Annotated in this window: 28 protein-coding genes; 16 read left to right on the top strand and 12 right to left on the bottom strand. The window is 32.6% G+C overall.

From position 1 onward, the window contains the following. Positions 1-29: 29 nt before the first annotated feature. Positions 30-1,241 carry a sodium/glutamate symporter gene (gene gltS, locus SBL15_RS09265; protein ID WP_037535854.1) on the bottom strand — a complete coding sequence of 404 codons (1,212 nt, stop codon included), beginning with the start codon at positions 1,239-1,241 and terminating at the stop codon, positions 30-32. 287 nt (positions 1,242-1,528) lie between these two features. Beyond that, positions 1,529-2,137 carry a DNA-3-methyladenine glycosylase gene (locus SBL15_RS09260; protein WP_011275039.1) on the bottom strand — a complete coding sequence of 203 codons (609 nt, stop codon included), beginning with the start codon at positions 2,135-2,137 and terminating at the stop codon, positions 1,529-1,531. Between the two features lie 213 nt (positions 2,138-2,350). Between SBL15_RS09260 and SBL15_RS09255 the strand changes: the two genes are divergently transcribed. From SBL15_RS09255 to SBL15_RS09240, 4 genes are all read left to right on the top strand, one after another. Next, entirely contained in the window at positions 2,351-2,548 is a 198-nt protein-coding gene (locus SBL15_RS09255; protein ID WP_037535858.1) for a helix-turn-helix transcriptional regulator, read from the top strand. Between the two features lie 106 nt (positions 2,549-2,654). Next, a complete protein-coding gene (locus SBL15_RS09250) occupies positions 2,655-3,290 on the top strand; it encodes a hypothetical protein (RefSeq protein ID WP_317955821.1) in 636 nt (211 codons plus the stop codon). A gap of 202 nt (positions 3,291-3,492) precedes the next feature. After that, the gene (locus tag SBL15_RS09245) at positions 3,493-3,819 is read left to right on the top strand and encodes a YnfA family protein (RefSeq protein WP_107637745.1); all 327 of its coding nucleotides are present in this window, start codon (positions 3,493-3,495) and stop codon (positions 3,817-3,819) included. A 30-nt stretch (positions 3,820-3,849) separates the two neighbouring features. Beyond that, entirely contained in the window at positions 3,850-4,860 is a 1,011-nt protein-coding gene (locus SBL15_RS09240; protein ID WP_317955818.1) for an aldose epimerase family protein, read from the top strand. 68 nt (positions 4,861-4,928) lie between these two features. Here SBL15_RS09240 and SBL15_RS09235 read toward each other — a convergent pair whose 3' ends face one another. After that, positions 4,929-5,582 (bottom strand): MOSC domain-containing protein, encoded by a 654-nt coding sequence (locus SBL15_RS09235; protein WP_107613374.1) that lies wholly within the window; start codon positions 5,580-5,582, stop codon positions 4,929-4,931. A 161-nt stretch (positions 5,583-5,743) separates the two neighbouring features. Between SBL15_RS09235 and SBL15_RS09230 the strand changes: the two genes are divergently transcribed. Next, on the top strand, positions 5,744-6,436 hold the full coding sequence (locus SBL15_RS09230) for a ribose 5-phosphate isomerase A (protein ID WP_037535869.1): 693 nt from the start codon (positions 5,744-5,746) through the stop codon (positions 6,434-6,436). A 97-nt stretch (positions 6,437-6,533) separates the two neighbouring features. Here SBL15_RS09230 and SBL15_RS09225 read toward each other — a convergent pair whose 3' ends face one another. Beyond that, on the bottom strand, positions 6,534-7,625 hold the full coding sequence (locus SBL15_RS09225; protein ID WP_107612207.1) for a CPBP family intramembrane glutamic endopeptidase: 1,092 nt from the start codon (positions 7,623-7,625) through the stop codon (positions 6,534-6,536). 255 nt (positions 7,626-7,880) lie between these two features. Here SBL15_RS09225 and hutG point away from each other — a divergent pair, with 255 nt between their 5' ends. From hutG to SBL15_RS09190, 7 genes are all read left to right on the top strand, one after another. Next, entirely contained in the window at positions 7,881-8,816 is a 936-nt protein-coding gene (hutG, locus tag SBL15_RS09220) for a formimidoylglutamase (protein WP_317955815.1), read from the top strand. Between the two features lie 189 nt (positions 8,817-9,005). Then, positions 9,006-10,187: a SulP family inorganic anion transporter gene (locus SBL15_RS09215; protein WP_182477399.1), complete on the top strand. Its 1,182-nt coding sequence runs from the start codon at positions 9,006-9,008 to the stop codon at positions 10,185-10,187. Continuing rightward, positions 10,184-11,320 carry an amidohydrolase gene (locus tag SBL15_RS09210; protein WP_107612205.1) on the top strand — a complete coding sequence of 379 codons (1,137 nt, stop codon included), beginning with the start codon at positions 10,184-10,186 and terminating at the stop codon, positions 11,318-11,320. The genes SBL15_RS09215 and SBL15_RS09210 overlap by 4 nt, the downstream gene beginning before the upstream one ends. 119 nt (positions 11,321-11,439) lie before the next feature. After that, on the top strand, positions 11,440-12,321 hold the full coding sequence (locus SBL15_RS09205) for an SDR family oxidoreductase (RefSeq protein WP_037535877.1): 882 nt from the start codon (positions 11,440-11,442) through the stop codon (positions 12,319-12,321). Between the two features lie 77 nt (positions 12,322-12,398). Beyond that, positions 12,399-13,010, top strand: coding sequence for a flavin reductase family protein (locus SBL15_RS09200; protein WP_107612204.1), 612 nt, complete (start codon positions 12,399-12,401; stop codon positions 13,008-13,010). A gap of 119 nt (positions 13,011-13,129) precedes the next feature. Beyond that, positions 13,130-14,425 (top strand): Na+/H+ antiporter NhaC family protein, encoded by a 1,296-nt coding sequence (locus SBL15_RS09195; RefSeq protein ID WP_317955812.1) that lies wholly within the window; start codon positions 13,130-13,132, stop codon positions 14,423-14,425. A gap of 144 nt (positions 14,426-14,569) precedes the next feature. Next, positions 14,570-15,088, top strand: coding sequence for an SRPBCC family protein (locus SBL15_RS09190; protein WP_037536110.1), 519 nt, complete (start codon positions 14,570-14,572; stop codon positions 15,086-15,088). A 189-nt stretch (positions 15,089-15,277) separates the two neighbouring features. Here the strand turns inward: SBL15_RS09190 and SBL15_RS09185 are convergent, their stop codons facing one another. Further along, the gene (locus SBL15_RS09185) at positions 15,278-16,039 is read right to left on the bottom strand and encodes a MurR/RpiR family transcriptional regulator (protein WP_037535884.1); all 762 of its coding nucleotides are present in this window, start codon (positions 16,037-16,039) and stop codon (positions 15,278-15,280) included. Positions 16,040-16,229: 190 nt separating this feature from the next. Between SBL15_RS09185 and SBL15_RS09180 the strand changes: the two genes are divergently transcribed. After that, complete coding sequence (locus SBL15_RS09180; RefSeq protein ID WP_107612202.1) at positions 16,230-17,831, top strand: alpha-glucoside-specific PTS transporter subunit IIBC; 1,602 nt, start codon at positions 16,230-16,232, stop codon at positions 17,829-17,831. 261 nt (positions 17,832-18,092) lie between these two features. Here SBL15_RS09180 and SBL15_RS09175 read toward each other — a convergent pair whose 3' ends face one another. Beyond that, positions 18,093-18,623 (bottom strand): hypothetical protein, encoded by a 531-nt coding sequence (locus tag SBL15_RS09175; RefSeq protein WP_107612201.1) that lies wholly within the window; start codon positions 18,621-18,623, stop codon positions 18,093-18,095. A 310-nt stretch (positions 18,624-18,933) separates the two neighbouring features. On the opposite strand from SBL15_RS09175, the gene SBL15_RS09170 reads away from it, so the two are divergent. Together SBL15_RS09170 and SBL15_RS09165 are read left to right on the top strand one after the other, a co-directional pair. Then, on the top strand, positions 18,934-19,578 hold the full coding sequence (locus tag SBL15_RS09170) for an HAD family hydrolase (protein ID WP_107637831.1): 645 nt from the start codon (positions 18,934-18,936) through the stop codon (positions 19,576-19,578). Between the two features lie 4 nt (positions 19,579-19,582). Further along, entirely contained in the window at positions 19,583-19,774 is a 192-nt protein-coding gene (locus SBL15_RS09165; RefSeq protein WP_053016622.1) for a hypothetical protein, read from the top strand. Between the two features lie 103 nt (positions 19,775-19,877). Here SBL15_RS09165 and SBL15_RS09160 read toward each other — a convergent pair whose 3' ends face one another. Together SBL15_RS09160 and SBL15_RS09155 are read right to left on the bottom strand one after the other, a co-directional pair. Then, on the bottom strand, positions 19,878-20,069 hold the full coding sequence (locus SBL15_RS09160; protein ID WP_011275061.1) for a hypothetical protein: 192 nt from the start codon (positions 20,067-20,069) through the stop codon (positions 19,878-19,880). Further along, positions 20,069-20,419, bottom strand: a complete 351-nt coding sequence (locus tag SBL15_RS09155) for a hypothetical protein (RefSeq protein WP_107612200.1) — start codon at positions 20,417-20,419, stop codon at positions 20,069-20,071. The genes SBL15_RS09160 and SBL15_RS09155 overlap by 1 nt, the downstream gene beginning before the upstream one ends. A gap of 422 nt (positions 20,420-20,841) precedes the next feature. Here SBL15_RS09155 and SBL15_RS09150 point away from each other — a divergent pair, with 422 nt between their 5' ends. Continuing rightward, the gene (locus SBL15_RS09150; protein ID WP_037535896.1) at positions 20,842-22,230 is read left to right on the top strand and encodes an amino acid permease; all 1,389 of its coding nucleotides are present in this window, start codon (positions 20,842-20,844) and stop codon (positions 22,228-22,230) included. A gap of 234 nt (positions 22,231-22,464) precedes the next feature. Here the strand turns inward: SBL15_RS09150 and SBL15_RS09145 are convergent, their stop codons facing one another. Genes SBL15_RS09145 through SBL15_RS09130 form a run of 4 tightly spaced genes read right to left on the bottom strand, consistent with a single transcriptional unit; the run spans position 22,465 to position 26,723 of the window. Next, entirely contained in the window at positions 22,465-23,337 is an 873-nt protein-coding gene (locus SBL15_RS09145; protein WP_107612199.1) for a MurR/RpiR family transcriptional regulator, read from the bottom strand. Continuing rightward, positions 23,338-24,771 (bottom strand): PTS transporter subunit EIIC, encoded by a 1,434-nt coding sequence (locus SBL15_RS09140; protein WP_107637829.1) that lies wholly within the window; start codon positions 24,769-24,771, stop codon positions 23,338-23,340. Positions 24,772-24,783: 12 nt separating this feature from the next. After that, positions 24,784-25,671: an N-acetylmuramic acid 6-phosphate etherase gene (gene murQ / locus SBL15_RS09135; RefSeq protein WP_107612197.1), complete on the bottom strand. Its 888-nt coding sequence runs from the start codon at positions 25,669-25,671 to the stop codon at positions 24,784-24,786. After that, positions 25,671-26,723 carry a MupG family TIM beta-alpha barrel fold protein gene (locus SBL15_RS09130; protein ID WP_107612196.1) on the bottom strand — a complete coding sequence of 351 codons (1,053 nt, stop codon included), beginning with the start codon at positions 26,721-26,723 and terminating at the stop codon, positions 25,671-25,673. The genes murQ and SBL15_RS09130 overlap by 1 nt, the downstream gene beginning before the upstream one ends. Positions 26,724-26,748: the final 25 nt, after the last annotated feature.

The following is a 26,748-nucleotide window of genomic DNA, read 5'->3' as shown; positions in this document are numbered from 1 at the left end:
TGCTTTTTTATAATGCATAATATAAAACTTTAGTTTCCAAAAATATTCATAAAGCCCATAACGATAGGTACACCTGCTAAGTCAATTAAGAAGGCTCCAACTATAGGAACGACAAGATATGATTTTGGTGAACTACCATATTTTTTAGTAATTACATCTAAATTTGCCATCGCGTTTGGTGTAGCCCCTAAACCATGACCTATAAACCCACCAGCCATAACAGCAGCATCATAGTCTTTACCAAGCACTCTAAATAGTATAAAGAATGCAAATAATGAAATAAACACGACTTGAACTAAAACGATAGCGATAAGAGGTAATGCAAGTGAATACACTTGTGTAAGTTGAATACTCATCAATGCTAGTGATAAGAATAAGCCTAGAGCCACATCACCAATTTGATCATTCAGTTTTAAATCGATGAGTTGTATGTTCGCATATTCCGATACATTTCGAATTGCAACTGCTACAAACATTGAGCCTACATACATAGGTAAACTTTGACCAGTTAAATTAGAAAATTGATCGCCTATCCATGTACCTACTGACATGCACAGTGCAATAATTGTTAATTGTATAAAAAATACTTGTGTAGGTTGATATTTACGATGTAGCACTTCATTAGATTCTACTTTACTATAATCTTTAAACGAATCATCGCTGTTTTCAGGTTTTAGGTTATAGCGTTTAATGAGTGCCTTTACTAATGGTCCACCAATTAATCCACCAAATACTAAGCCTAAAGTTGCTGCTGCAAGTGCAGCTGTGATAGCTGAATCAATATTAAAACTTTCTTCGAGCGTTTTACCATAAGCCGCTGCATTCCCGTGTCCACCTTCCATTGACATTGAACCAGCTGTTAAACCTAACAATGGTTTAATATGTAATACTTTAGCTAATGAGATACCAATGAAATTTTGGCATATTGCCAGAAATGCACAGCATACAAAGTAAAGTATTAAAACTTTCCCACCAATTTTAAATAATTTAAAAGATGCACCTAATCCAATAGTAGTGAAGAATACCATCATGAAGAAATCTTGAATAAAGCTAGCATCTAATTTAATTTGAATAATATTTAAGGTATCTAAGACTGCAACTAGAATTGCAAATAATAATCCTCCTATAACGGGAGGTGGTATACAAATTCTTTGTAAAAATGAAACGTGCTTGACGACGAATTCACCTAGTAAAAATAAAAGACAGGCAAGACATAGTGTTGTGACCGCATCTATTTCCATTTTTATAGCCCCCTTTATAAACGAGTTTAAAAATTTAAAATAGCACTTCTTGTAAGCGCTACAAATCCCCATATATAACATTATACATATAAAAAATATAGATTTCTAGGATAGGTATTATAGTTTTTATATAATACGAAATTTTAATAAGTTTATAAAAAGATAAAAAACGAATTGGAATATTAATTTGTAATATCTATGAAAATAGATCTGTTGATATTAAACAATTTAGAAATAGTCATAAAGGCCCATTTTAAGGAATAAGATTTCTAGAATGTCTATTTTCTTTATTTCCAAGTTTCATCTGGATTTAGGCAGTCTGATTTACGTATATGTGAAACAAATGGATTACCTTTAACTGTGTATCGCAACGGTTTATTAGTCCAGTCGCCTTTATTCGGTATTCCAATTCTAGCACTTTCAACAATGTCCCTAGGGTATTTACGGTGTTTAGTATCAATGGATAAGCGACAATCATTTAATGTGGCACCATCAATTGCTCTAGGTATATTAAACGCTTTTGTCCATTTTCCGGGTCCATTTGTTAATTCATATCCTGACTTATTACGATTATGTTTCATCATTTCAATGCCATCTAAAGGTTCAATAGCTCGAATCAGTACTCCTTCAGGGACACCTTCGTTTTGAGTTACGAAATTCACTAATAAATGTGTGTGCATCACATGTCCGTAAATGGTGCCGCCTCTTTTATAAAGTGAAGTCACTTTTGGCGTTTGCTTACCTCCAAATCCATGAGCCGCTCGATCTGTAAAACCTAAATAAGCTTCTGTTTCAACAATATAGCCACTATACGTTTGAAATTCGTCTTCATATATGACTTTGACACCTAATAACGCTTTAGCGGTTTCAGTCGTTGGTCTTGATACAAAATCCACATGAACACCTTCCTTCTCTTGAAAATTTAATAACTGATAATTAAAGCTGATGCTTAGACTGGTATAACAGGATTAAAATATATTATGATTGCAATTATAATTGAAATTAACCAAGAATTTAAAGACTTAAATATAAGTGTCATATATATTTGACGATATTAGCATTATATCGTTATGATGAATAATATGGGATGTTGAAAGAAGTGTGGAGATATGAATAAAGTTAAAGTTTATCGTGGTGCGAAGAAGATTTCGCAATTAGAACTTGCACGATCAGTTGGAGTATCACGTCAAACCATTAACATGATAGAGAATGATAAGTATAATCCGTCATTAAAATTATGTATTAATATAGCTAAGACGCTAGGTGTTACTTTGAATGATTTATTCTGGGAGGTAGAGAATGACTAAAAATGATGAAGCTTTGCAAGTAGAAAAAATTACATTGTAAGCTAAACTTGGCATTTTAAGTTTAAATTTCTTATGTGCCATCATTGCTTTTGCAATGTTCAACGACTTGCAACGGCAATTTCTTTCACCATTTTTTATTGGTAGTTTATTACTTTTAATTGTTATTGTTTGTAAATTAACAATTCATTCAGAAACAGTTGATGATATTCATATTTATGTACATGACTTTAGCGATAAATCAAAACTAAATCGTCATTCTAAATTAAAAAGAATTGTTTATCTTATTCTGTGGATAGTTTATATGGTTCTCATCGCTAACATAATAACACCGAACATTAATCATACAAGTAACTATGAATGGGTGTTTGAACCGAGTGGGCTTATTTTAGGAGTAGGTGTAGTTGTCGCACTATGTATGTTTGATGATAAGCGAATTAAATATACAGAAATGGATACCCCTACCATAGAGAATCGTGGTGCGTCACCTAAAGGTGTAATAGATTTAATCCCAAATTATAGATATGCAGATGAACAACAGAAATTAGTCATATTAAAAGTACATGCGACTAATTTTATCTGGATGACGATCGGATTAACTATTGTGTGTATCATTGATATAATCATCGAATTAATCATGCAACAAATGCCATTGGCTGCTTTCATTACAATCATAGTCATTGTCGTTGAATTATTGATTCTCAAGCTTAAAAACAAACAAATTCGCAGCACACTTCATGAATAAAAGTGTTACGCAAACGCTGTCTATTAAAAATTTTAATAGATAGCGTTTTCATTTTTTAATTTATATAAAATCTATGGAATATTAATAAAAAAAGTGTAACAATATGTATGTGAAAAAGTCAGTGCTTAAAATTTAAATAGATAAAGGTATCATTGCATTGATACAATGAGGATAACTTTATTACAAGTTGGAGGTCATTTCAATGCTCTATTCAATCTTTATCTTTTTATTAGCAGGTCTCTGTGAAATTGGTGGTGGCTATCTAATTTGGTTGTGGTTAAGGGAAGGACAATCAAGTTGGTTGGGATTTATAGGTGGCGTTATATTAATGATGTATGGTGTCATTGCAACATTCCAGTCGTTTCCAACTTTCGGTCGTGTTTATGCTGCTTATGGTGGCGTGTTTATTGTAATGAGCTTAATTTGGGCGTATATTGTCGATAAACAAGCATCTGATAAGTACGATTTAATTGGAGCATGCATCTGTATTATTGGTGTATGCGTTATGATATTACCGAGCAGAACCTGATTAAGCGTGTTTAAGAGGGAGACGTAAGTAATGATAGTTGAAGTAGAAAAGCAAAGACATGGTATTGACTTAATTAAAATTGACAACGATGAAACCAATATTGTATTCACAAATTTCGGTGCGCGCATCGTATCATGGAAGTACCATGATAACAACATTGTATTAGGCAATAGAGTTGAAGCGGATGAGTTTTATCCATCAAATCCGTATCATTTCGGTGCTACTATCGGTCGCTACGCTGGACGTATTGGAAATGCCGAATTTCATTTGAACGATGAGGAATATCAATTAGAAGCTAATAATAACGTACATCACCTTCATGGTGGCAGTAATGGTTTAGATAAAAGACTTTTTAATTACGACATTCAAGATAATATCACGAATATTAAGGTTACTTTTACAGTTCAACTAAAGTCAATGGAAGATGGGTATCCAGGGGATATGACTATTAAAGTGATACATACTTATGACGTCGAACACTGTTGGACAGTAGAATATGAAGCACAGACAAATCAAGATACATTATTTAATCCAACTAATCATGTTTATTTTAATTTGAATAGAGACAATAATGTTATAGATAATCATAAAATTAAGAGTGAGCAATTAAATATGTATCCAATTGATCGAAACAACCTTATTAAAAATACTAGTTCAATTGATTTGTTAGCTATCTTTAAAACAAACAGTATATCTTTTAGTGATATTTTTAACTCTGATAATGAACTACTTAAAGAGCAAATTGGTTCTAGAAATGGATTAGATCACCCTTTTGATGTTGGAAATCAACAATTTTTCATTGAAAATGATGAGTTTCAATTAGATGTTACGTCATCTATGCCAAACGTTGTCATCTATACATTTAATGATACGAAAGATTGGGATAGTGATTTTAATATTTATAAACCACATTCAGGTATATCTCTAGAAACACAATTTTTACCTAATGATATTAATTTGTATGGTAATAAAGCAAACTCTATTTTAAAAGCTAACGAGCATTTTTATTCTAAAACAACTTATCATATATCAGAAAAATAAAGTAAAAAACATTAAAGCGGGTACATCGTCAGTACGATTTATCCGCTTTATCTTATGCTAAATAGAATTTATTTCATTGCATTATCATATAACTTTTGTAATTTAGCTAAACGCATTTCAGATAAATATGGATTTTGTAGCGCATACTTCAGTCGAGATACATTTTTGCGATTATTATAGTAAATATCGTTAAGCTCTTGTACAGAAAGTCGAGTTGCTTCATCTGCCAACTGAATTAATTCTAAATCATCATCTTGATCTACATATCCTTCTTGTAACACTCGAAAATAGAAGCCTGTTTTTCCACTAGTAGACATTCTTTTAACTAAGTCTTTTATACCGTACTTTGTTTGAATTTTCCAACAAGGTTCTCTTATTTCAGATACCTCTAAAATTGCTTCACCTAAACGATATTGATTTCCAAAGAACACGTCTGATTCATCTAAATTTTCCAAAGTTAAATTTTCACCAAACATTGCGTAATCAGGAAGCGTATTTAAATCATTTTTATACATTTGATAATGAGATTTGCTAAAACAGCATACTGCTTTATGTCGACCACCATGGTCTTTATATGCCTGTTCATCATCAACAAATCCAGTTCTTGATAACCACATTGTTTCAGAAATAGGAGATTTATTCAAAGCGGACAACATTTCTCTCTTTTGACCGTAATCTAATTGTTTAATTTGTCCTACTGAAATTGCACATACTGAAATCATATTTATTGCCCCCCTTAATTAAAGTGTTAAGAAAAATTCTACTATATTAATAATTAAAATATAAGAAAAATGATAAAATAATTTCCGATATTGAACTAGGTATTTGTTTGAACGTCATGTAAAATAATGAGTGAGTATATTTGAAAAGGGGTCACAGTTAAATGAAAGATTCTAAAGAACTTAAAATCATGACAGTAGATGATGCTGTAGCTCAAATTGAAGATAATATGGTGCTAGGAATTGGAACGGGTAGTACTATTGAATTGCTTATTCCAAAGCTCGCTGAAAGAATTCACAAAGAACAATTAAATATCACTGGCGTGTGTACTTCTAATAAAAGTGCATTTATTGCAAAAAAACTAGATATTAATGTTGTTGATATTAATGATGTTGGTCATGTTGATTTAGCAATTGATGGTGCTGATGAAGTGGATGATAATCTCAATTTAATTAAAGGCGGTGGTGGAGCGCTATTTCGCGAAAAAGTAATAGATGAAATGGCTCATCGTTTTGTAGTTTTAGCAGATGAAAGCAAGCTCGTAAATTACTTAGGTGAAAGTTTCAAACTGCCAGTAGAGGTGGATAAGTTCAATTGGTTCCATATCGCTAAAAAAATTGAAGCTTATGATGATATTATTACAGAGCGTCGAATGAGTGATGATGTACCATTTATAACGGATAATGGCAATTACATTTTAGATTGTCAGTTAAATAAACAGATTGATCCATATCAATTTCATGAGTATTTAATTCATCTAACAGGCGTCTTAGAAACTGGATATTTTTTAGATATAACAGATCAAGTTATAGTAGGTACACAAGATGGCGTTAAATTCATAAACAAATCTAACTAAAATAAATAAAAATAAGCCAGAAAATGAACTAAGAAAAATTCATTTTCTGGCTATTTGTATGTGCACTTAGCCTTCATAAGAAGGCGTAATATAAGCTTTACTTCTCAGTTTTATGACTAGATGTATCTTTCATTTGATCTATTTCATCCTTAGCATCATCAACTACAGATGAACGTCTATCTTCTTTATAAGATGTGTTCTCTTTAAGTTTATCATTTGAAGAATCAGTTTGATTCTCAGACTGTGATTTATGTTCAACATGATCTTCATTAAGTTGACTCTCAGTGAAGCTGTCTTTTTTATCGTTATGTTCATGATCTTCAGACTTTGTTTCATTTGAAGTAGATGTATCGTCATCATTCATATGGTCTAAATAATTATTAGGTTCAACTTCATCAAGTGAACGATTAGTTGTTTTATAAACAATAAATCTAATAATTAAACTTAAAATGATAAAGATAATGCCGACTAACGTCGTACTTAATGCGATAACTTTCATTGAGAATAGGTCGCCAGTTTCTTCACTAAATAAGAATACTTGTGCAAATGACATTGTTGCATGGAATAAGAGAGCGATATATATCGTACGTCCTTTAGTTGCGCGTATGAGTTCACCAATAATAATTGAGAACATGAAAGTATAAAGGAAATGGTATCCTGCATATTCCATTCCATATGTCGTGTTAGCGGCCCATATAGAATAAATCAAACCGACAATGATTGAAGCGAAAAATGTATTAACTTTGTTTTCTACAATATTTTGTAAATAAGAACGGAATCCAAACTCCGCAAAAAATGCCATTAAAATATGACCAATAATAATTGTAGGAACTGATACAGATAAATCAGTTGCTTGTAATAAAATAAAACTATCGGCAAATGTGTTAAAACTAAACATGCCAATCATGAAAATAACTAGCGGTAAAATCAATGCTAGTAATATACGTTCAATGACTCTAATATCAACTGAAAATTTTAATCCAGCTAATTGAGCACGTTTATCTTTAAATGCAATAATACAAACAATTGCTGCGATAAACGGTGCAAGATCAGTAATATCAAATACAAAACGTTTAATACCTACTGATGCTTGAAAATCTCGTAGGATTAATGATAGCGCCATCGTGACAACGAAGAATACGAAGATAGTTAACGCCCACTGAAATCCTGATATACGATTCGTCTTCATTTATGTAACCTCCATTAGGGTAACCGTAAAAACTCTTTCTTTAATATTATACATATTACAAGGCCATAAATAAATTGTCCATTTTAAATATCATTAAAATGTAATAGTCTTGAATTATTTTTATATGATTGAAAACAATTTTTAATGTCTTAAATTAATTTGAAAAGGGTAATCATAAATATAAACAAATGGTAACGATAAATCTCATTATGATGTAAGATAATGCTATAGAGTAAATAAATAGGAGGCAACATAATGTATACACAAGGTAATCCAAAACTATGGACTGGTCGTTTGGATAGTGAAACAGATCCTAAACAGTTTAGACATTTTCAAACAGTTAAGTTCGCTAATTTGGAAAATATGGAAAACGTAAGTGATAAGACAGGTGTTGGTCTCTTAGGATATGCCGTTGATAAAGGTGTTGAAAACAATAAAGGTAGAATCGGATCAAGGAAGGGACCAGATATCATAAAACATGAATTCGCGAAACTTCCAGATTTAAGTGAGTGCGAAATGTTGATTGATTACGGTAATGTTGAACATACAAGTAATCATCTTAGAGAAACGCAACAAGAGATGGCACAATGGTCTGCTAAAGTTATTAAGCAACATAAACAGGCTTTTTTAATTGGAGGTGGCCATGATATTGCATATGCACAATATTTGGCTACAAGAGAAGTCTATTCAGATGCTTCAATTGGAATTATCAATATTGATGCTCATTTTGACACACGTCCTGATGAGCCACCTACATCTGGCACTATGTTCCGAGAAATTTTAGATAATGACGAAAATGTCGATTATCTAGTTTTAGGCTTGGCTCAAGGTGGTAATACGCGTGCGTTATATGATTATGCAAAAGATAATAATATTATTTATGTGTATGCGGAGGAACTTTTACATCAAGTGTCACCGACTATTAAAGATAAAATAGAAAGATTTATTCATGACCATGATACGATTATGTTTACCATATGTATGGATGTTATTGACAGTGCGTTCGCGCCTGGTGTAAGTTCACCTAGTGTATTAGGATTATATCCTCATTCCGTATTTGAAATAAGTAAGCGTGTAATATTAAGCGATAAGGTATCATCAATTAGTATTGCAGAAACTAACCCAGACTATGATGTTGATAATCGTACGTCAAAGTTAGCGGCGAATCTAATTCACCATTTCCTAGTTTAAAAAGTAGAATTAAATTGTCGTATATGACTCTGAAAATAGAAGATAACGATAATCTTTAAAATTAAATTCAAACATGAAAGAGTAGAACGTTGAATTCGCGTTGAATTCTGTTCTACTTTTTTAATTACTTTTAATTGATAGAAAAGTTTGACAATTATGTTACGATATAAATAATTAGGGAGGTAATGGATGGTGATGAAGCGGTTAAGTTATAAGCAACAATGGCTTGGAGATATCTCGCAAAATATAATGGCAGGTATCTTAATGGGTTTAGCACTACTCCCTGTGGCTATAGCCTTCTCATTTATTGTTCATATCAGTCCTACGATAGGGTTAATGAGTTGTGGATTAATGATGTTATTCATTAGCTTTCTTGGAGAACGAATAAGTATGGTGTCTGGACCAAGTAGTGGTATTTCAATAGTAGGTGCACCACTAGTAGAACAATACAATATTCATTACTTAATAATGGCCACACTTATAATGGGCATCATTCTAATTATCTTTGGCATGTGTCACATAGATAAGATCCTTAATCATATTCCAGATACTGTTGTTATTGGCTTTATGAATGCATTGGGCATTCTATTACTTACAACGCAAATAAAATATATTTTTGGTATAACTACTGCGACTTATTTAGTAGCAATCGCTACATTTCTAATAATTTATTTATCTTCAACATTTATTCGATTTATGCCAGCTCCGCTTATAGCTATAATCGTCGTGACTATAGCAAGTTATTTTCTTAAACCGAATGTTCAATTAGTCCACGATTTAGCAGAAATTCGACTTACCTTTCCTAAAATTTCTGTTTATACAGAACTTTTAAACTTACATGCATTAAGTATTATTACGTTATATGCATTAACCATGTCTATTATTTCCGTAGTACAAACAAATCTTACAAATGAAATGATGGATGTAATTACACAAAGTCACTCCAATAAAGACCGAGAAGTCATTGGTCAAGGGTTAGCTAATTTGTTTGTCGGGTTATTAGGTGGATATGGTTCAAGCGCCTTAGTAGGTCAATCAAAATTTAATTTTAAAATGGGTGCTACTACGCGATTAGCCACATTCGTTACAGGATTATTTCTTCTCTCTTGCGTCGTTATTTTAGGACCGATTGTAGGTTTTATTCCTATGGCAGTGTTGGCTTCGGTATTAATTACAATATCAATGAATACATTTGATAGACGTACGTTTAAACATTTAAAAGAAGCACCTATAAAGCATAGTATCGTAATGTGCATAACAATTATTTTAATATTAATGTCACACAATTTAGCTATAGGTGTCGTTATAGGCACACTTATTTATTATGTCATTCACTTTATTTTTACAAAGAAAGGAAGACCGTCGCTATGACAACTTACAATGATTATGTTAAATGGAGACGCACATTTCACCAATTTCCTGAAGTATCTCAGAAAGAATATGAAACAACTAAGCGATTAAAACGCATATTACAAGCTTATGATATAAAAATCATAGATTATCCTTTAGAAACAGGGCTTATAGCTGAAATAGGACATGGTGAACCTTGTATTGCTGTTCGCACAGACATAGATGCTTTACCAATTACAGAGCAAGTTGAACATGAATTCACCTCAACAAATGAAGGTGTGATGCATGCGTGTGGCCATGATATTCATATAGCAAGTATTCTAGCCATTGCTACAAATTTAAAAGAACAAGAAGATAAGCTTAAAGGGCGCGTGAAATTTATATTTCAACCTGCAGAAGAAACGGGATATGGTGCCAAAGCGATTGCAGAGACGGATGTATTAGACGATGTTAAAGCGATATTAGGTTTCCATAACTATCCAACTTTAAATATTGGAGAATTTGCAATTAAATCTGGACCAATCACATCGGCAGTAGACCGTTTTGAATTTAAAATTCACGGTAAAGGTGCACATGCTGCTAAACCAGAACAAGGTAATGATCCAGTCATGGTACTTGGTCAATTAATAACAAGTTTACAAACGATTGTAAGTCGAAATCTATCAGCTTTTGATAGTGCTGTAGTAACTATTGGAGAAGTATCGTCTGGGAATACATGGAATGTGATTGCTGACCAAGCATATGTCCAAGGTACAGTGCGCTCATTTAAGCCAGAGGTTCAAAATTATATAGAACAACGATTTAAAGAGATTGCTAAAGGATTAGAGGCATTGTTCAATGTCGATATAGAAGTTATATATACTAAACTGCCAGGAACAGTTTTTAATGATGCATACTTAACTGAGCAAGCTAAGGAAGCTGCTCAAAAGGTAGGTTATCAAATCATAGAATTAGAGAATCCATATACTATTGGCGAAGATTTTTCTGGTTTACTAGCTAACCATCCAGGGGTATTTGCGTTTATTGGTTCTAATAGTAAATACGATTTACATCATCCAAAGTTTGATCCAGATGAGCGTATACTTGAGAAAGTCCCTGAGTACTTTATAACGTTGATTTATCAATTGCTTGACGACACAGCATTTAATGAATAATCGATGTTTCATTTAAGAGTTTGATTTGTGTAGCTATATTACAATTTTTAAAATGTGATTTAAAAAGCATGATGAACGGGTAAACATACACTAAACATGTTTTAGGAGATGAGTAAATAATGGGTGCACAAGATCCAAGAACAAAATTTAAAACATCTGATTATGAAAAACAAGAACAAGAACTACCTGGACTTCAATCTGAACTAACACCACAACCTGACTGTGGTGAAACATCGTATGAAGGTCATAACCGATTGTTAGATTATAAAATGCTTGTAACAGGAGGAGACTCAGCAATAGGACGTGCAGCAGCGATTGCATATGCCAAAGAAGGGGCAGACGTTGCAATAAACTATCTTCCAAGTGAAGAACAAGATGCTCAAGAAGTTAAAGCTGTCATTGAAAAAGCAGGACGTAAAGCTGTATTAATACCTGGAGATATTCGTGATGAACAATTTAACTATGATTTAGTTGAACAAGCGTATAAAGAATTAGGTGGTTTAGACAATGTGACATTAGTAGCAGGCCATCAACAGTATCACGATAAATTAGAAGAGTTCGATACACAATCTTTTAAAGAAACGTTTGAAACAAACGTATATCCAGTATTCTGGACAATTCAAAAAGCATTGGATTATTTACAACCTGGTGCGTCAATCACTACAACATCATCCGTTCAAGGTTATAATCCAAATCCATTGATTCATGATTATGCAGCATCAAAAGCAGCGATTATCTCATTAACAAAAAGTTTCTCTGAGCAATTAGGGGAGCAGGGTATTCGCGTTAATTGTGTAGCACCTGGTCCATTTTGGTCTCCACTTCAAATAACAGGTGGTCAACCACAATCAGCGATTCCTCAATTTGGTCAAGACACGCCATTAGGTAGAGCCGGTCAACCTGTAGAGCTTTCAGGCACATATGTATTACTTGCTTCAGAGGATTCAAGTTATACGACTGGTCAAGTTTTTGGCGTCACAGGTGGCATCCAAATCAATTAAATATCTCAGAATATAAATCCAACGCAAGGGTTTCAAAAAAGACTCTTGCGTTTTTGTATTGAAAGGAGTGGATTACAGTGAAACATATTGATCCTAATCAACTATCAGATATCCAAAATTATAAACTATTAAGTGGTTCAATCATACCAAGGCCAATAGCATTTGTTACATCTTCTGATAGCGAAGGACATGTAAATGCTGCGCCATTTAGTTTTTTTAATATAGTTAATAATGCGCCACCTATGATTGCTATTTCGGCACAGAGAGCAGGAGGAAAGCGTAAAGATTCGGCAATTAATATAGAAAACTGCCAATCATTTGTAGTGCATGTTACAGATGAAGATAATGTTGAGGAAATTAATAAGACGGCTGCATCTATTAATCCTAAAGATAATGAACTTGATTTAACAGAACTCAATACCATCTCATCTGATGTGATTGATATTCCAGCTATAAAAGAAGCTAAAATTAGATTTGAATGTCAACTTGAACAAATGATTTTATTAGGCACTGAAGATGATGGTGCTGATTTAATTATTGGAAAAATTGTTAAGTACCACATACAAGATGATGTGTATTTTGGTGATAGTAAAATTGATGCGAAACAATTAAAACCAGTTGCCCGTTTAGCAGGTAATGATTACGCTAAATTAGGTGAGCAATTTACAATTGAGCGTCCAACTAATTGATAATTTAGACATTAACTATGGTTTTAATATGTAATTTTCATAAAACTTTATTGACGTTATGACAGTAATCTTGTAACTTTAATAATAAAATTATTTTTAAAAAGGAAAGTAGGTTTAGTATGGAGGAACAAAGAAAAGGCAATGCATGGGCGTTACTTCCATTAGTATTATTTATTGCATTGTTTTTAGGTGTAGGTACCATTACAGGTGATTTCACTAATATGCCTTTAAATGTAGCTATCACGATTACTGTTATTGTTGCTTTAATAATGAATAGGAAAGAAACATTTGCTAACAAAGTTGAAGTGTTTACAAAAGGAGCAGGTCATTCCAATATCATTTTAATGGTATTTATATTTATATTGGCTGGTGCTTTCTCAACTACCACTGAAAAAATGGGTGGTGTTGAATCAACAGTAAATCTAGGTTTATCATTGATACCTCAAAATTTAATCATCGTTGGATTATTTGTAATTTGTATGTTTGTGTCAATTTCAATGGGTACCTCTGTAGGTACAGTTGCTGCATTAGCACCTGTTGGATTTGGATTTGCACAGGCAACTGATATTCCAGCAGCGTTAGCAATGGGTACGGTTGTAGGTGGTGCTATGTTTGGCGATAATTTATCGATGATTTCAGATACTACCATAGCTGCTGTTCGAACTCAAAAAACAAGAATGAAAGATAAATTCAAAGTGAATTTTTGGATTGTACTACCCGGAGCAATATTAACAATTATTGTCTTATTCTTCCTTACTAACGGTATCTCAATAGATCACTCTAAAAGCTATGACTATAATTTAATTAAGGTAATCCCTTATGTACTAGTATTAGTATTAGCGCTTGTAGGGGTAAATGTAATCATTGTGTTAATCGGTGGTACGTTATTATCAGGTGCTATTGGCTTATTTGATGGTTCTTTTGGTTGGAAAGGATTACTAAATGCAGTATCAGAGGGTATTATAGGTATGGAAGACATTGCAATCATAGCAGTGTTAATCGGTGGTTTAGTTGGAATTATTCAACATAATGGTGGAATTGAATGGTTATTAAATTTTGTTCGTTCTAAAGTTATAACTAAACGTGGTGCTGAATTTGGTATTGCTGGTTTAGTGAGCGCAGCTGACATTGCAACAGCTAATAATACAATTTCAATTATTATGTCAGGTCCATTAGCCAAAAATATTGCAGATGAATATGATGTTGATCCACGTAAATCTGCAAGTTTATTAGATATATTTGCAGGGTGCTTTCAAGGCTTTTTACCTTATAGCCCACAAGTGATAGCTGCAGCTGGCGTTGCAAGTATTTCACCATTTAGTGTAATGCCTTACTGCATTTATTCATTTTTATTAGGGATATGCGGTATTATAGCTATTATATTAAGATACCCTCGTGTTAAAGCTAAATCTTAAAGTAAAAACAAATAACAATAATAGGCTTATAATAAGCATTTTTAATAAGAAAAATTAAAATAATTAAACATTTTAATAGTTCAAAGTTTGGAACTGTATTGAAATGCGTTAAAATAGATATAAGAGTGAAAGTAGGTGAAACAAGTGGCAAAGTATAATGTTGAGAATGAACATGTTGAAATTCATATCGAACGTTTATTAAAATACTCACCAGAATTAGTATATCAAGCTTGGACGGATGCTGACTTATTAAAACAGTGGTTTATGACATCTCAACGTACGAATAAGTCAATTGATGTAGATATGACTGAAGGTGGCTCATATCGCATAGTTGATTCACGTAATGGACGACAAAATATTATTCAAGGTACGTATCAAGAACTCGTTGACAATGAGTATATTAAAATGACAATTGGTATGCCTGAATTAAGTGATCAAGAGGATGTCATTGAAGTTGAATTTGAAGAGCGTGAAAACGGTGGCACACAAATGTTTTTCTTTTATCAGTCATTAGTTGAACGTGAACGACGCTTAACAACATTAGAATACAAACAAAAGAAAAAGGAATATCACGATTCTACTGTTCACGGTTTAGAATTGATGTTTGATAAAATGCATCAAATACTTGAACAATATGTAGAAGACAATAATCTATTAAAATAAAAACTTAGGCCTTTGCGTGAATTCACGTTAGCAGTCTAAACTTAGAAATTTGATATCAATATTACCAAATATCTAGTCATTCTTACTAGGGTGGATACCCCAACAAGGAGAGTTTACAAAGACAACCTCATTGTTGGGGTTTTGATGTGTTAATAATTAATCAGTACCGCTATTAAGTTGTGATAAAGATTAACTGAGTTCACCGTTATCTTTACGTTCATTATATTTTCTGAGTAATGTTTCAAAGAAGATATGATAACTAATAAAACTTGAGTAGTCTGTACCATCGTATAAATAGAAAGTATTACTTGATACATAAACGTTATAGCTCGCTTTTTGGGCTAATGAATTATCTTTCATTGTTGTAACTGAGATAAAATATTTTTGGCGTAATTGAAGTAGATTTGTAACGTCTGTGAGTTGGTGACTCTCACCAGATAGAGAAATAATAAAGAATAAATCTTCATCAATAGAACGATTCAGTACCATTTTTAACTCATGAACGTCATGTAACACGATAATATTTTTATGCATCGTTAATAATATTCGCTGAGCTTCGTCCGCAACATTTTTCTGTGCACGACCAGTACCATATAAGTAGACGGTAGACGCATGGTTAAGTTTATCGGTAATCAAATTATAATCAATACGATCTAAATAGCTAAATGTTGTCTCTATTTCTTGTTTAAAAGCATCCATCGAATCTTTAGGTAGTTGACTTAAATGTTCACTTTCAAATTTTAAATAGGATTTAAAGTCACTATAACCATCAAATCCTAACTTTCGTGTGAATCTATGAATGGTAGCGTTAGATGCATGAGTATATTGTGAAAGTTCGTGTATCTTCAAAGTTTTACATTGATTTACGTGCGTGTTTACAAAGTGTGCAATTTGTAGGTCATTATCATTTAACTTGTCAAAATTGGCATTTACTTTTTCATCTAGTAGCACAAAGACACCTCTTACTCTTTCCTGAAAATATTTTCATGTATAGAAAACATAAACTGATTATACAAAATTATTTCAAAATCGGTCAACGTCATTGTATAAGTGTAAGCGTTTACTATAATAGATATTAAGAAAACGCTTTTATATGTACGATATATTTAAGTACAACATAGAAAGATTTGGGGGTTAAATTATGAACGCTATTAAACGTTTTGGGAGTGCAATGATTGTTCCCGTATTAATGTTTGCATTCTTTGGGATAGTATTAGGTTTTGCAACATTATTTAAAAATCCTACCATCATGGGTGGATTAGCAAATGATCATACATTTTGGTTTAAATTTTGGTCTGTAATTGAATCAGGTGGTTGGGTTATCTTCAATCATATGGAAATCGTATTTGTGGTTGGATTGCCTTTATCTCTAGCTAAGAAGGCCCCTGGTCATGCGGCTTTAGCTGCATTGATGGGCTATTTAATGTTTAATACCTTTATCAACGCTATTTTAACGCAATGGCCACATACATTTGGTGCTAATTTAGAAAAAGGTGTAGAAAATGTAACTGGATTAAAAGCGATTGCTGGTATTGAAACTTTAGATACTAATATTTTAGGTGGTATCATTATTTCTGCCATTGTGACATGGATACATAATCGTTTCTATAGTAAAAAATTACCAGAGATGTTAGGTGTATTCCAAGGTTTAACATTTGTTGTAACGATTTCATTCTTCGTTATGTTGCCAATAGCTGCAATTACTTGTGTCGTTTGGCCAACAATACAAAATGGTATTGAATCAATGCAACATTTCATTATCGCATCAGGCTACATCGGTGTTTGGTTGTATCATTTCTTAGAACGCGTGTTAATACCGACTGGTTTACATCACTTCATCTATGCACCAATTGAAGTAGGTCCGGTTGTTGCAAAAGACGGACTTAAAGCAGAGTGGTTTAGACATTTAAATGAATTTGCTGAAAGCAGTAAACCGTTAAAAGAACAATTCCATTATGGTTTCATGTTACAAGGTAACGGTAAAGTGTTTGGTGCTATCGGTATCGCATTAGCAATGTATTCTACAACACCTAAAGCCAATCGTAAAAAAGTTGCTGCGTTATTAGTACCAGCTACATTAACTGCGGTGGTTGTTGGTATTACTGAACCTTTAGAATTTACATTCTTATTTATCGCACCTTACTTATTTGTTATACATGCATTATTAGCAGCGACAATGGATACAATTATGTATGGTTTCGGTGTTGTTGGTAACATGGGCGGTGGATTGCTTGATTTCATCGCGACGAACTGGATTCCATTAGGACAAAATCATTGGCTAACTTATGTAGCTCAAGTTGTTATAGGATTGATCTTCTCAGGTATCTATTTCGTTGTATTCAGATATTTAATCTTGAAATTTGATATTCCATTACCAGGACGTCGAGCTGAAGAAGAAGTTAAATTATTCTCTAAAAAAGATTATAAAGAGAAAAAAGGCGATGGAAGTACTGATAATTCTGGATTCCAACCTAGCAATGAATATGAAGCGAAAGCACATTATTATTTAGAAGGATTAGGCGGAAAAGAAAATATTAAAGACGTTACTAATTGTACAACACGTTTACGTCTAACAGTTAATGATGAAACAAAAGTTGAAGATAGTGGATATTTCACTCATGAACAAATGGCGCACGGATTAGTTAAAAGCGGTAAAAATGTACAAGTCGTTGTTGGAATGACTGTACCCCAAGTACGTGAAGCATTTGAACATTTAGTTTTTGATGATAATGATAAAAAATAATTAATCAATTTAGCCAGTAAGTGAATTAGTATTTATTCATTTACTGGCTTTTAATATACAATGCTTAATATAATTAGTTAACTTGTCCAACTTAGCTTTATACTGATCACAACACCAGAAACTTTTGTTGGGTGTGATATTGCTTGAACAGAATTAAAAAATAGAGACGATACACTTGAAGAGTATCGTCTCTGTTCTATAAGCTAGTGTAAATTAGCTATATAACTTATAATATTTTTTAATACAATCTCACGAATTTTACTAAGATATATTTGCTTTATGCATCGCACGTGTTTTATAAGATGCTGAAAGAATATCAATATTTCTACATGCAATAGTTTGTAGTAATTTACTAAACGTTTCAGGTGCACAACATACGCTTGCAAAGTTGTTATTTAAAGTATATTTAATTTCATAATTATTTGAGAAATAAGTCATAATATCAATGACTTTATCTTTTATGAATGCATCTTGGAGGCCATCAATTGCTAAGTCGAAACGTTTAGAAGCTTGATATGTTTGTTCAGTATCTAATAGCGTATTTAATCGTTTAGGAGATAAAATCTGATAAATTGAAAATTGGTAAAAACTTAAAAAACTAATGAAATATGGAAGTTGTTGCTTAGGTAAGCTAACTTCTAAAACTGGTATATCGTCGTGTTTGATTATTGAATATTGAAATGAATCGCAAAATTTAACGTCTTTACAGACTTTGATTAAATGTTTTCGAGTTGATCTAGATTTTAAACCTACAATGTTGATAATGTAAGTTTCAAATTTGTCTAACAACATGCAATGACCTCCTATATTTATTTAACGTATGTAAAAAGCATTTAGCTTTAATGTTCCCTAATAAAGCACACCGTTCTTTTATACACACTGATTGTATCACTCTTTTTTGATATTATCACTAGGACTTTTGAATGAACTTCGATTTAATTATTTTGTAATACAAACGTAACGATAATTAACATGAAATCAATATGAAAATGTTGATCGTTTATTAGTTAAAATGTGTTTGGTAATTTCATTAGTGAAGTGTGAAAATCAAATATTCATATGATAAAATTAGCAATATTGTAGTTATTAAAGGAGCAAACTTATGTATAAAGCTGTAGTATTTGATTTCGACGGTACAATTATAGATACAGAAAAACACCTATACGACATTATTAACAAACATCTTGCCTTTCATGGTGTGAAGCCTGTTTCTCTGGAGTTTTATCGAAGCCAAATAGGGGGACACGCTCAAGGGTTACATGATTATATTGAGCAACAGATTGGTTTAGAAAAGAAACAAAAAATATATGATGAGCATAATGATACCAGCCATGAACTCGACATTATTGATACAGTTTCTTCATTAATGAAATATTTGAAACAACGACACATACCTATGGCGATTGCAACAAGTAGTTATAGAGAAGAAATTATGCCTACGATAAATGCGTTGGGTATCAATGAGTATGTCGATGTTATTGTTGGAAGAGAAGATGTCGAAGCGGTTAAACCTGATCCAGAACTTTATCTAACAGCTGTTCAACGTTTAAATTATTCACCAGCCCATTGCTTAGCCATAGAGGATTCAGCTAATGGAGCAACAGGTGCTATGAATGCTGGATTGGATGTAATAATTAATACTAACGAGATGACAGAAGCACAAGATTTTTCGACTATAAATTTTGTAGGTAAAGATTTAAGCTTTGAGGAAATTAAAAATCATTTCTTTGAGCTAAAAAAGGAGTAAACATATGTCGTGGCAAGTTATCCTATTCTTTTTAGCAGGTCCTATTATAATCGGCATAGGAAATCTAGTATTAGGTCCAATATTTAGTAAACATATACCATTTAAAGTTCAAATGCGTTCTTTCTTAGTTGGAACAATGATTTATTTACTTTTAGCTACAATCGGTTATTACTTATTATTACAAGGAAGAATATAGATTACGTAGTATAGTTTAAAAAAGAGATGGAAAAGGGTAGGAACATTGAATGATGTTCCACTGCCATTCCATCTTTTTTTTAATGACTGAAAATCATATGAGTTTAGTTAATAAATAATTTTAGTATGATTGTAACAACTAATAATACGATTAGGATTAAATCAATACCTACCATAATTGTAAAACGGGTTGATTTCTGTCCTTGCGATTTAGCTTGTTGCATCGCTTTGTAATTCGGCACTAAACTAAGAATAAGTAAGACAATAATTAATATAATTCCTATTGTGACAGACATTAATTTGTACCTCCATTTCGTTTGTCAATCCATTCCCAAATAAAACCGGCTGCTAGGCCAATGATAAGCCCTGCAATAATTCCAATTTCAAGCGTAAAAAAGATTCCACCTATAATTAAGCAAACAATTAAAGAGAGGGGTAACGTAATACCAAATTTAAGTTTGCGTTCATCTGAATTGAAAATCGTAAATATAGCTAAATATAATAAGAAAAATGTTAGAGTTGCGATAATCGTTCTTATTATTAGCGGATAAACTGTATCATGCTTGGCACTGAAATAATTTAATAGGAAGAAGACAATGCCAAATATTATAGAAATTTTAACGCTCTTTTTTAATAATGACTGCATTCATTAATTCTCCTTTTACCTAACAGTAAAAATCTATCAAAAGTATATCACACTCTAAATCGATTTTTTACGAAACACTAAGCAATACATTTCTATCGAACTGATTATATGCAATAGTATAAAATGATTTTTATTTATAAAAGTGAAATATTCCAATAAAAAATATTGTAAAAAGTAACTCATTTTTATTAATGAAAACGTTGTAAAATCAACGTTTTTTAAAATTTGAAAAGAGTAATCATAACAGTAATGGAAGCGATTTCAAAAATTTGTAAAATTTATGTTTTAATTTTGTCAAATTATAGTATAATAACTTCATTAAGGTAAAGGAACTTTTAAGGGAAAAGAAGGAAAGCAAAAGAGGGTTTTCTGAAAGACAAAAGTATTCGAACCTTAGATTTAATAGAGATGGGGTTATTTTAATGGATAACAATGAATTACATAGGGGGCTAAGTGCACGTCAGATTAGAATGATCGCACTTGGCGGTACTATCGGTGTTGGTTTATTTATGGGAGCAACTAGTACAATTAAATGGACTGGTCCATCAGTTATTTTTGCGTACTTAATTGCAGGTATCTTTTTATTCTTAATCATGAGAGCAATGGGAGAAATGATTTATTTAAATCCAACTACTGGATCTTTCGCAACATTTGCAAGTGATTACATTCACCCTGCTGCAGGTTATATGACGGCATGGAGTAATATATTCCAATGGATTGTAGTAGGTATGAGTGAAGTTATTGCAGTCGGTGAATATATGAACTATTGGTTCCCGAACTTACCTCAATGGATTCCTGGTGTGGTTGCAGTACTATTATTACTAGCAGCTAACTTGACTTCAGTAAAAGCGTTCGGTGAATTTGAATTCTGGTTTGCAATGATTAAGGTTGTAACGATTGTATTAATGATCATTGCAGGTTTCGGTTTAATCTTCTTCGGTATTGGTAATGGTGGCCATGCGATTGGTATCTCTAATTTATGGTCTCATGGTGGATTTATGCCAAATGGATTTGTAGGTTTCTTCTTTGCATTATCAATTGTTATTGGTTCTTACCAAGGTGTAGAATTAATTGGTATTACTGCTGGTGAAACTAAAGATCCACAGAAAAATATCAAAAGTGCGGTAAATGGTGTTATCTGGCGTATTTTGATTTTCTACATTGGAGCGATTTTCGTAATTGTTTCTATCTATCCTTGGAACCAATTAGGTGAAATCGGAAGTCCATTCGTAGCTACATTTGCAAAAATTGGTATCACATTTGCTGCAGGATTAATTAACTTCGTTGTATTAACAGCAGCATTATCTGGATGTAACTCAGGTATCTTTAGTGCAAGTCGTATGATTTTTACATTAGCACAAAAAGGTCAAATGCCTAAAATCTTTACAAGAGTAATGAAAAATGGTGTACCATTCTACCCAGTATTAGCCATTGCTTTAGGTATCTTAGTTGGTGCATTATTAAACGTTATTCTTCCTTTATTCATTAAAGGTGCAGATAGTATTTTCGTATATGTTTATAGTGCATCTATTTTACCGGGTATGATTCCTTGGTTTATGATTTTAATTAGTCATATTCGATTCAGAAAATTACATCCTGAAAAAGTTGAAGGACATCCATTTAAGATGCCTGGCGGTACATTTGCAAGTGCAATTACGATTTTATTCTTATTAGTCGTATTAGTAGGAATGTTATTTAACAAAGAAACAGTTGTTTCTGTAGTGATTGGTATTATCTTCTTAGCTGCGGTAACTGTATACTACTTCGTTCGCGGACATCATAAAAATGATGGATTCCGAAAAGTTAAATAGAATACTAAATAAATCATATTATAAATAATCAACACATTATTCAAACTAAACTAAGGCACAAAGTACTTAGATTCATGTTTAAAAGAGGTTGAGACAATAACGTTGTCTCAACCTCTTTTTGTGATAGTTATTACTTAATAGCAGAATAACTGTGAATAACTTAGGTTAAAAGAAGAATAATAAACTTTGTTCATATTCATACCTTCTATATGTCTTGAATTTTTAATAGGAATCTTAATGTTTAAATTCCACATTAGATAGGTATTTTCGATAATTATCAAGAGCCATTTTAGATTGTGTGATGAAGTCTAATGACGATTCATAGTTTAGTGCGATATAACGATAGAAAAGAACATCAATGGTAAACATTTGCGCAAATAAAGAAGTTGTCGCACCCATACGTAATTCATTTTCGTCTGAATGTCCATATGTCAGAACAATGTCAGAATGCTGAGCTACGTGATTATGCTCTGAACTTGAAATTGTAATAACAGGGATATTATAATCCGACACAACTTTAACCATTGCACGAAGTTCACTTTGATCGCCATTATTAGATATAAATACAACGCAATCTTCTTTATCATGCGTAGACAACATGGTTGTGAATAAATGAGTTTCTTGAACGAGTTGGACATTGAGGCCAATTCGAGATAATTTTTGATATAAATCTGTCGCACAGACATACGATGCACCATACCCAAAGATAAAGATGTTATTTGCACGTTTAAAATGTTGGCATATGTTATCAATCGTTGTGTTATCTGCAAATGTAGAACTTTTTTGAAGTGCTTCTTCTGCACGATGATAAAGTTTCTTTTTTAAAGTATCTACCGATTCATTGTTAAGCAATTCTATCTTATAAGGTGTTTGTTGTTTTGGAAATAACATCGCAAGTTGTGATCTAACTTCATGAAAACTTTGATTGATCAATTTTTGGCTATATCGATTTAACGTTGAAACACTCATTTCAAGTTCTTTAGCAATCTCTTGATTCGACATGCTAATAACTTTATGTGGTGAGTTTAATATAAATCGTGATAATTTCTTTTCATTTTTAGAAAATGAAGCATAATTTTCGTCGATTAAATGTAAAATGTTTGTCATCTAATCACCTAGTTTGTTTAAGTTTCTCATTTCTTTAGTCGTACCGAAGAAGTATGTGAAAATAAAGCCAGCTAGGTACGCAGATAATAACCCTATGATGTAACCTAAATATTTTTGATGGGCAATTAATGGTAATAATGAAATACCACTAGGTCCGATAGCAGTGGCACCTATATGACCAATGCCACCTATAACTGCGCCACCGATTCCACCACCAAGACATGCTGTGATGAATGGGCGACCTAACGGCAAGGTAACACCATAAATAAGTGGTTCTCCAATTCCTAAAAATCCGACTGGTAACGCACCCTTAATTGCATTTCTTAAAGTAGTATTGTTTTTACATCTTACCCATAGTGCTAATGCAGCCCCAACCTGACCTGCACCAGCCATAGCGGCAATAGGTAACAAATATGTTGCACCTGACTGATTTATTAATTCAATGTGTATTGGGGTGAAAATATGATGCAATCCTAACATAACTAGTGGTAAGAAAAATGCACCTATAATAAACCCACTAAATATACCACCTACACCAATTACCCAATTCACTACGCCTACTAATCCATCAGAAATAAATCCAGCTATAGGCATAAAGAAGAATATGGTTATTAATCCTATGATAAGTAGTGTAATTGTTGGTGTTACAATAATATCTATAGCATTGGGAACTATTTTATGTAGTTTTTTCTCAATTATACTTAATAACCATACCGCTAAGATCACTCCTATAATGCCACCTTGACCAGCTATTAATGGTTCGCCAGTAAATACATTTTTAATTGGATTATCTTCAGTAATACCTGTTAATAAAGTCGTACCCCCAATGACACCACCTAAACCTGGTGTTGCACCGAATACTTTTGCTGCATTAAAACCAGTGAAAATAGCTAAATAGGCTAACATGCCATCTTTAATGACATTTAATACGGCCACAAGTTGTTTTACCCAATCAGCTGAAATAGTACCAGCAGTTATAAAGTTATTCAATACAGCTGCAATACCACCAATAAGTCCAGCTCCTATAAATGCGGGTATGAGAGGTATGAAAATATTAGCAATTGACTTTAAAATTGTATTCATTTTACTTTGTTTACGCTTTTGTTGGAATTCACGTTTATTTTGATGTGCTTGATTTTTAATATTTGACGTGTTACTTAGATGGGGGATATCTTCACCTAATTGAACACCACTTAGCTTTACCATTTCTGCGGATACTTTATTTACCGTTCCAGGTCCGACTACAATTTGAAGTCGTTCATCTTGTACGACTCCGAGCACGCCTTCTATGTTTTTAAGTTTAGGATAATCAACTTGTGTCTCATCGTTAATTTTTAAGCGCACACGTGTCATACAATGGATAATATTATCCACATTATCAATGCCACCAACCGCATCTAAGATGTGATGGGCCAATTGTTGATCCTTATTCATATCGCTGCCTCCTTAAGATTGAATTGCTTTTTTTACAATGCCATTATTATTTACGAGTCTTGATTGAGCATCGCTTTTAGTTGTGTTACATAAATTCATAACGATTGCAATTTTAATATCATTGTCGGCTTTTATATAGAGTTCTTGAGCTTCTTCAAAAGTTAAGCCACAAATCTCTTCGATAATATGTATGGAACGCTGTTCAAGTTTATAATTTGTCGCTTTTAAATCGACCATCAAGTTATCATAAACTTTACCAACACCAATCATAGTCATTGTTGAAATCATATTAAGCACAAGCTTTTGAGCGGTACCTGACTTTAAGCGAGTAGATCCTGCTAATACTTCTGGACCAACATTGACTTCAAGTGCATGGGAAGCGACAGTACTAATGTCACTATTCGTATTGCAAGAGAGAGCAACAGTCGGTGCACTTATTTCATTCGCGTATATTAATGCCCCTTTAACATAAGGCGTGCGACCACTTGCTGAAATACCAATAACGACATCTTTTTCATTTAAATGGATTGCTTTCAAATCAGTCATTCCCATTTCATAGTTATCTTCAGCACCTTCAATCGCTTCAGTCATAGCTTGTTGCCCTCCAGCAATTAAGCCAATTACTTCATTAGGATGCGTATTGAAAGTTGGAACACATTCAGCTGCATCTAATACACCTAAACGACCACTTGTACCAGCTCCTATATATATTAGACGTCCACCATCTCGAAAGCGCGTAATTGTTTGTTCGATTACTCTGTTTAACTGGGGTAAAATAGGTTCAATTGCTTTAGCTACTAGTTGATCTTCTTTATTCATTGTTTTTAAAGCTTCTAAAATCGACATCTCATCTAAATGCATTGTTTGTGTGTTTCTGCTTTCAGTAGTTAAATGTTCCATTAGCGTTTCTCCTTTTCAGTAATAAATTCAAATGTGTCACCAGGTTGTATTAAATCAATAACGACTTTATCTTCATCACATATCGTTGCTACATGATTAATCGCCTTATGATTAGGCAAATCTGCTTTAATCACTTGTAGCTCACCTTCGTAACGTTGATTAAGTGAATTATCAACCGTGACGTCTCCCTTATAGCGATAATGATTGAAGTTATTGATTGGAGGAATATTTACTTTTGTTAATCTAGAATACTTGGAGCGTATTACATTCTCAGGTGCATCCAAACGAGATGTATGTTGTTTGAAAATGAGTTGTTCATATGATTTATCAAAATAAGATAGACGAAGTTTGAAATGACGGTGATAAATCATCTGCTGTAATGCAACTGCTTCTGCATAGTTGATTGCAGTATCACCAATAAGAATATAATCCAAGTTATATTTTAATAGTGAATGTGCAGATTGAAGTAATGTCATGTGTCTATGTTGTTCAATGGTAGGAAGTCCTTTATACAATGGACCTCTCAATGTAGTTCCAGGAATAAAAGCCATTATTGAGGCATGTTCATCATATTTTCTAATGAGGTTATTTCGTTGTTCAAAAAGGTTTAAAGCTAAACCTGTATCAGGTCTAGGATAATAGTTATGACAAAAATAGACTTTAGGTAATGATTTTTGATTATAAAGTGTATCCAAAATTTCAGTAGTGATAGTACTGGCATTTAGACAACACTGTAAATTATGATGAAACAAATCTGCAATTAAATCATAATTAAAATGATCATCAATTCTAATAACAAAGTCTCCATTAGAAAATTGATTGAAAAAACGATAAACATTCTGATTCAGTAATGATGGATTTATATCAATAATGTAGGTTACCGATTCATCTTTTAGCAATTGGCATAATTCTCCCAAATATGTCAATTTAGTTTGATCGTTTTCCTCAGGTATTTGTAGTGATGTGAAAATAACGTCGTAACCGAGATCAACCATATTTAATATGTATGATTTGTTTAATGGTTGACCTAAATAGACTGAGAAACCTAGCATATGAATCCTCCTAATTACTGTAATC

The sequence above is a fragment of the Staphylococcus sp. NWU MKU2 genome, from assembly GCF_033283605.1.
Classification (GTDB): Bacteria; Bacillota; Bacilli; order Staphylococcales; family Staphylococcaceae; genus Staphylococcus; species Staphylococcus haemolyticus.
This window is presented reverse-complemented; position numbering and strand designations above follow the sequence as displayed.

Excerpts from the sequence above, each read along its gene's own strand:
- gltS (WP_037535854.1), bottom strand. The coding sequence starts at position 1,241 with ATGGAAATAGATGCGGTCACAACACTATGTCTTGCCTGTCTTTTATTT.
- SBL15_RS09255 (WP_037535858.1), top strand. The coding sequence starts at position 2,351 with ATGAATAAAGTTAAAGTTTATCGTGGTGCGAAGAAGATTTCGCAATTA.
- SBL15_RS09245 (WP_107637745.1), top strand. The coding sequence starts at position 3,493 with ATGCTCTATTCAATCTTTATCTTTTTATTAGCAGGTCTCTGTGAAATT.
- SBL15_RS09240 (WP_317955818.1), top strand. The coding sequence starts at position 3,850 with ATGATAGTTGAAGTAGAAAAGCAAAGACATGGTATTGACTTAATTAAA.
- SBL15_RS09235 (WP_107613374.1), bottom strand. The coding sequence starts at position 5,582 with ATGATTTCAGTATGTGCAATTTCAGTAGGACAAATTAAACAATTAGAT.
- SBL15_RS09230 (WP_037535869.1), top strand. The coding sequence starts at position 5,744 with ATGAAAGATTCTAAAGAACTTAAAATCATGACAGTAGATGATGCTGTA.
- SBL15_RS09225 (WP_107612207.1), bottom strand. The coding sequence starts at position 7,625 with ATGAAGACGAATCGTATATCAGGATTTCAGTGGGCGTTAACTATCTTC.
- hutG (WP_317955815.1), top strand. The coding sequence starts at position 7,881 with ATGTATACACAAGGTAATCCAAAACTATGGACTGGTCGTTTGGATAGT.
- SBL15_RS09215 (WP_182477399.1), top strand. The coding sequence starts at position 9,006 with ATGGTGATGAAGCGGTTAAGTTATAAGCAACAATGGCTTGGAGATATC.
- SBL15_RS09210 (WP_107612205.1), top strand. The coding sequence starts at position 10,184 with ATGACAACTTACAATGATTATGTTAAATGGAGACGCACATTTCACCAA.
- SBL15_RS09205 (WP_037535877.1), top strand. The coding sequence starts at position 11,440 with ATGGGTGCACAAGATCCAAGAACAAAATTTAAAACATCTGATTATGAA.
- SBL15_RS09195 (WP_317955812.1), top strand. The coding sequence starts at position 13,130 with ATGGAGGAACAAAGAAAAGGCAATGCATGGGCGTTACTTCCATTAGTA.
- SBL15_RS09180 (WP_107612202.1), top strand. The coding sequence starts at position 16,230 with ATGAACGCTATTAAACGTTTTGGGAGTGCAATGATTGTTCCCGTATTA.
- SBL15_RS09175 (WP_107612201.1), bottom strand. The coding sequence starts at position 18,623 with ATGTTGTTAGACAAATTTGAAACTTACATTATCAACATTGTAGGTTTA.
- SBL15_RS09170 (WP_107637831.1), top strand. The coding sequence starts at position 18,934 with ATGTATAAAGCTGTAGTATTTGATTTCGACGGTACAATTATAGATACA.
- SBL15_RS09165 (WP_053016622.1), top strand. The coding sequence starts at position 19,583 with ATGTCGTGGCAAGTTATCCTATTCTTTTTAGCAGGTCCTATTATAATC.
- SBL15_RS09160 (WP_011275061.1), bottom strand. The coding sequence starts at position 20,069 with ATGTCTGTCACAATAGGAATTATATTAATTATTGTCTTACTTATTCTT.
- SBL15_RS09155 (WP_107612200.1), bottom strand. The coding sequence starts at position 20,419 with ATGCAGTCATTATTAAAAAAGAGCGTTAAAATTTCTATAATATTTGGC.
- SBL15_RS09150 (WP_037535896.1), top strand. The coding sequence starts at position 20,842 with ATGGATAACAATGAATTACATAGGGGGCTAAGTGCACGTCAGATTAGA.
- SBL15_RS09145 (WP_107612199.1), bottom strand. The coding sequence starts at position 23,337 with ATGACAAACATTTTACATTTAATCGACGAAAATTATGCTTCATTTTCT.
- SBL15_RS09140 (WP_107637829.1), bottom strand. The coding sequence starts at position 24,771 with ATGAATAAGGATCAACAATTGGCCCATCACATCTTAGATGCGGTTGGT.
- murQ (WP_107612197.1), bottom strand. The coding sequence starts at position 25,671 with ATGGAACATTTAACTACTGAAAGCAGAAACACACAAACAATGCATTTA.
- SBL15_RS09130 (WP_107612196.1), bottom strand. The coding sequence starts at position 26,723 with ATGCTAGGTTTCTCAGTCTATTTAGGTCAACCATTAAACAAATCATAC.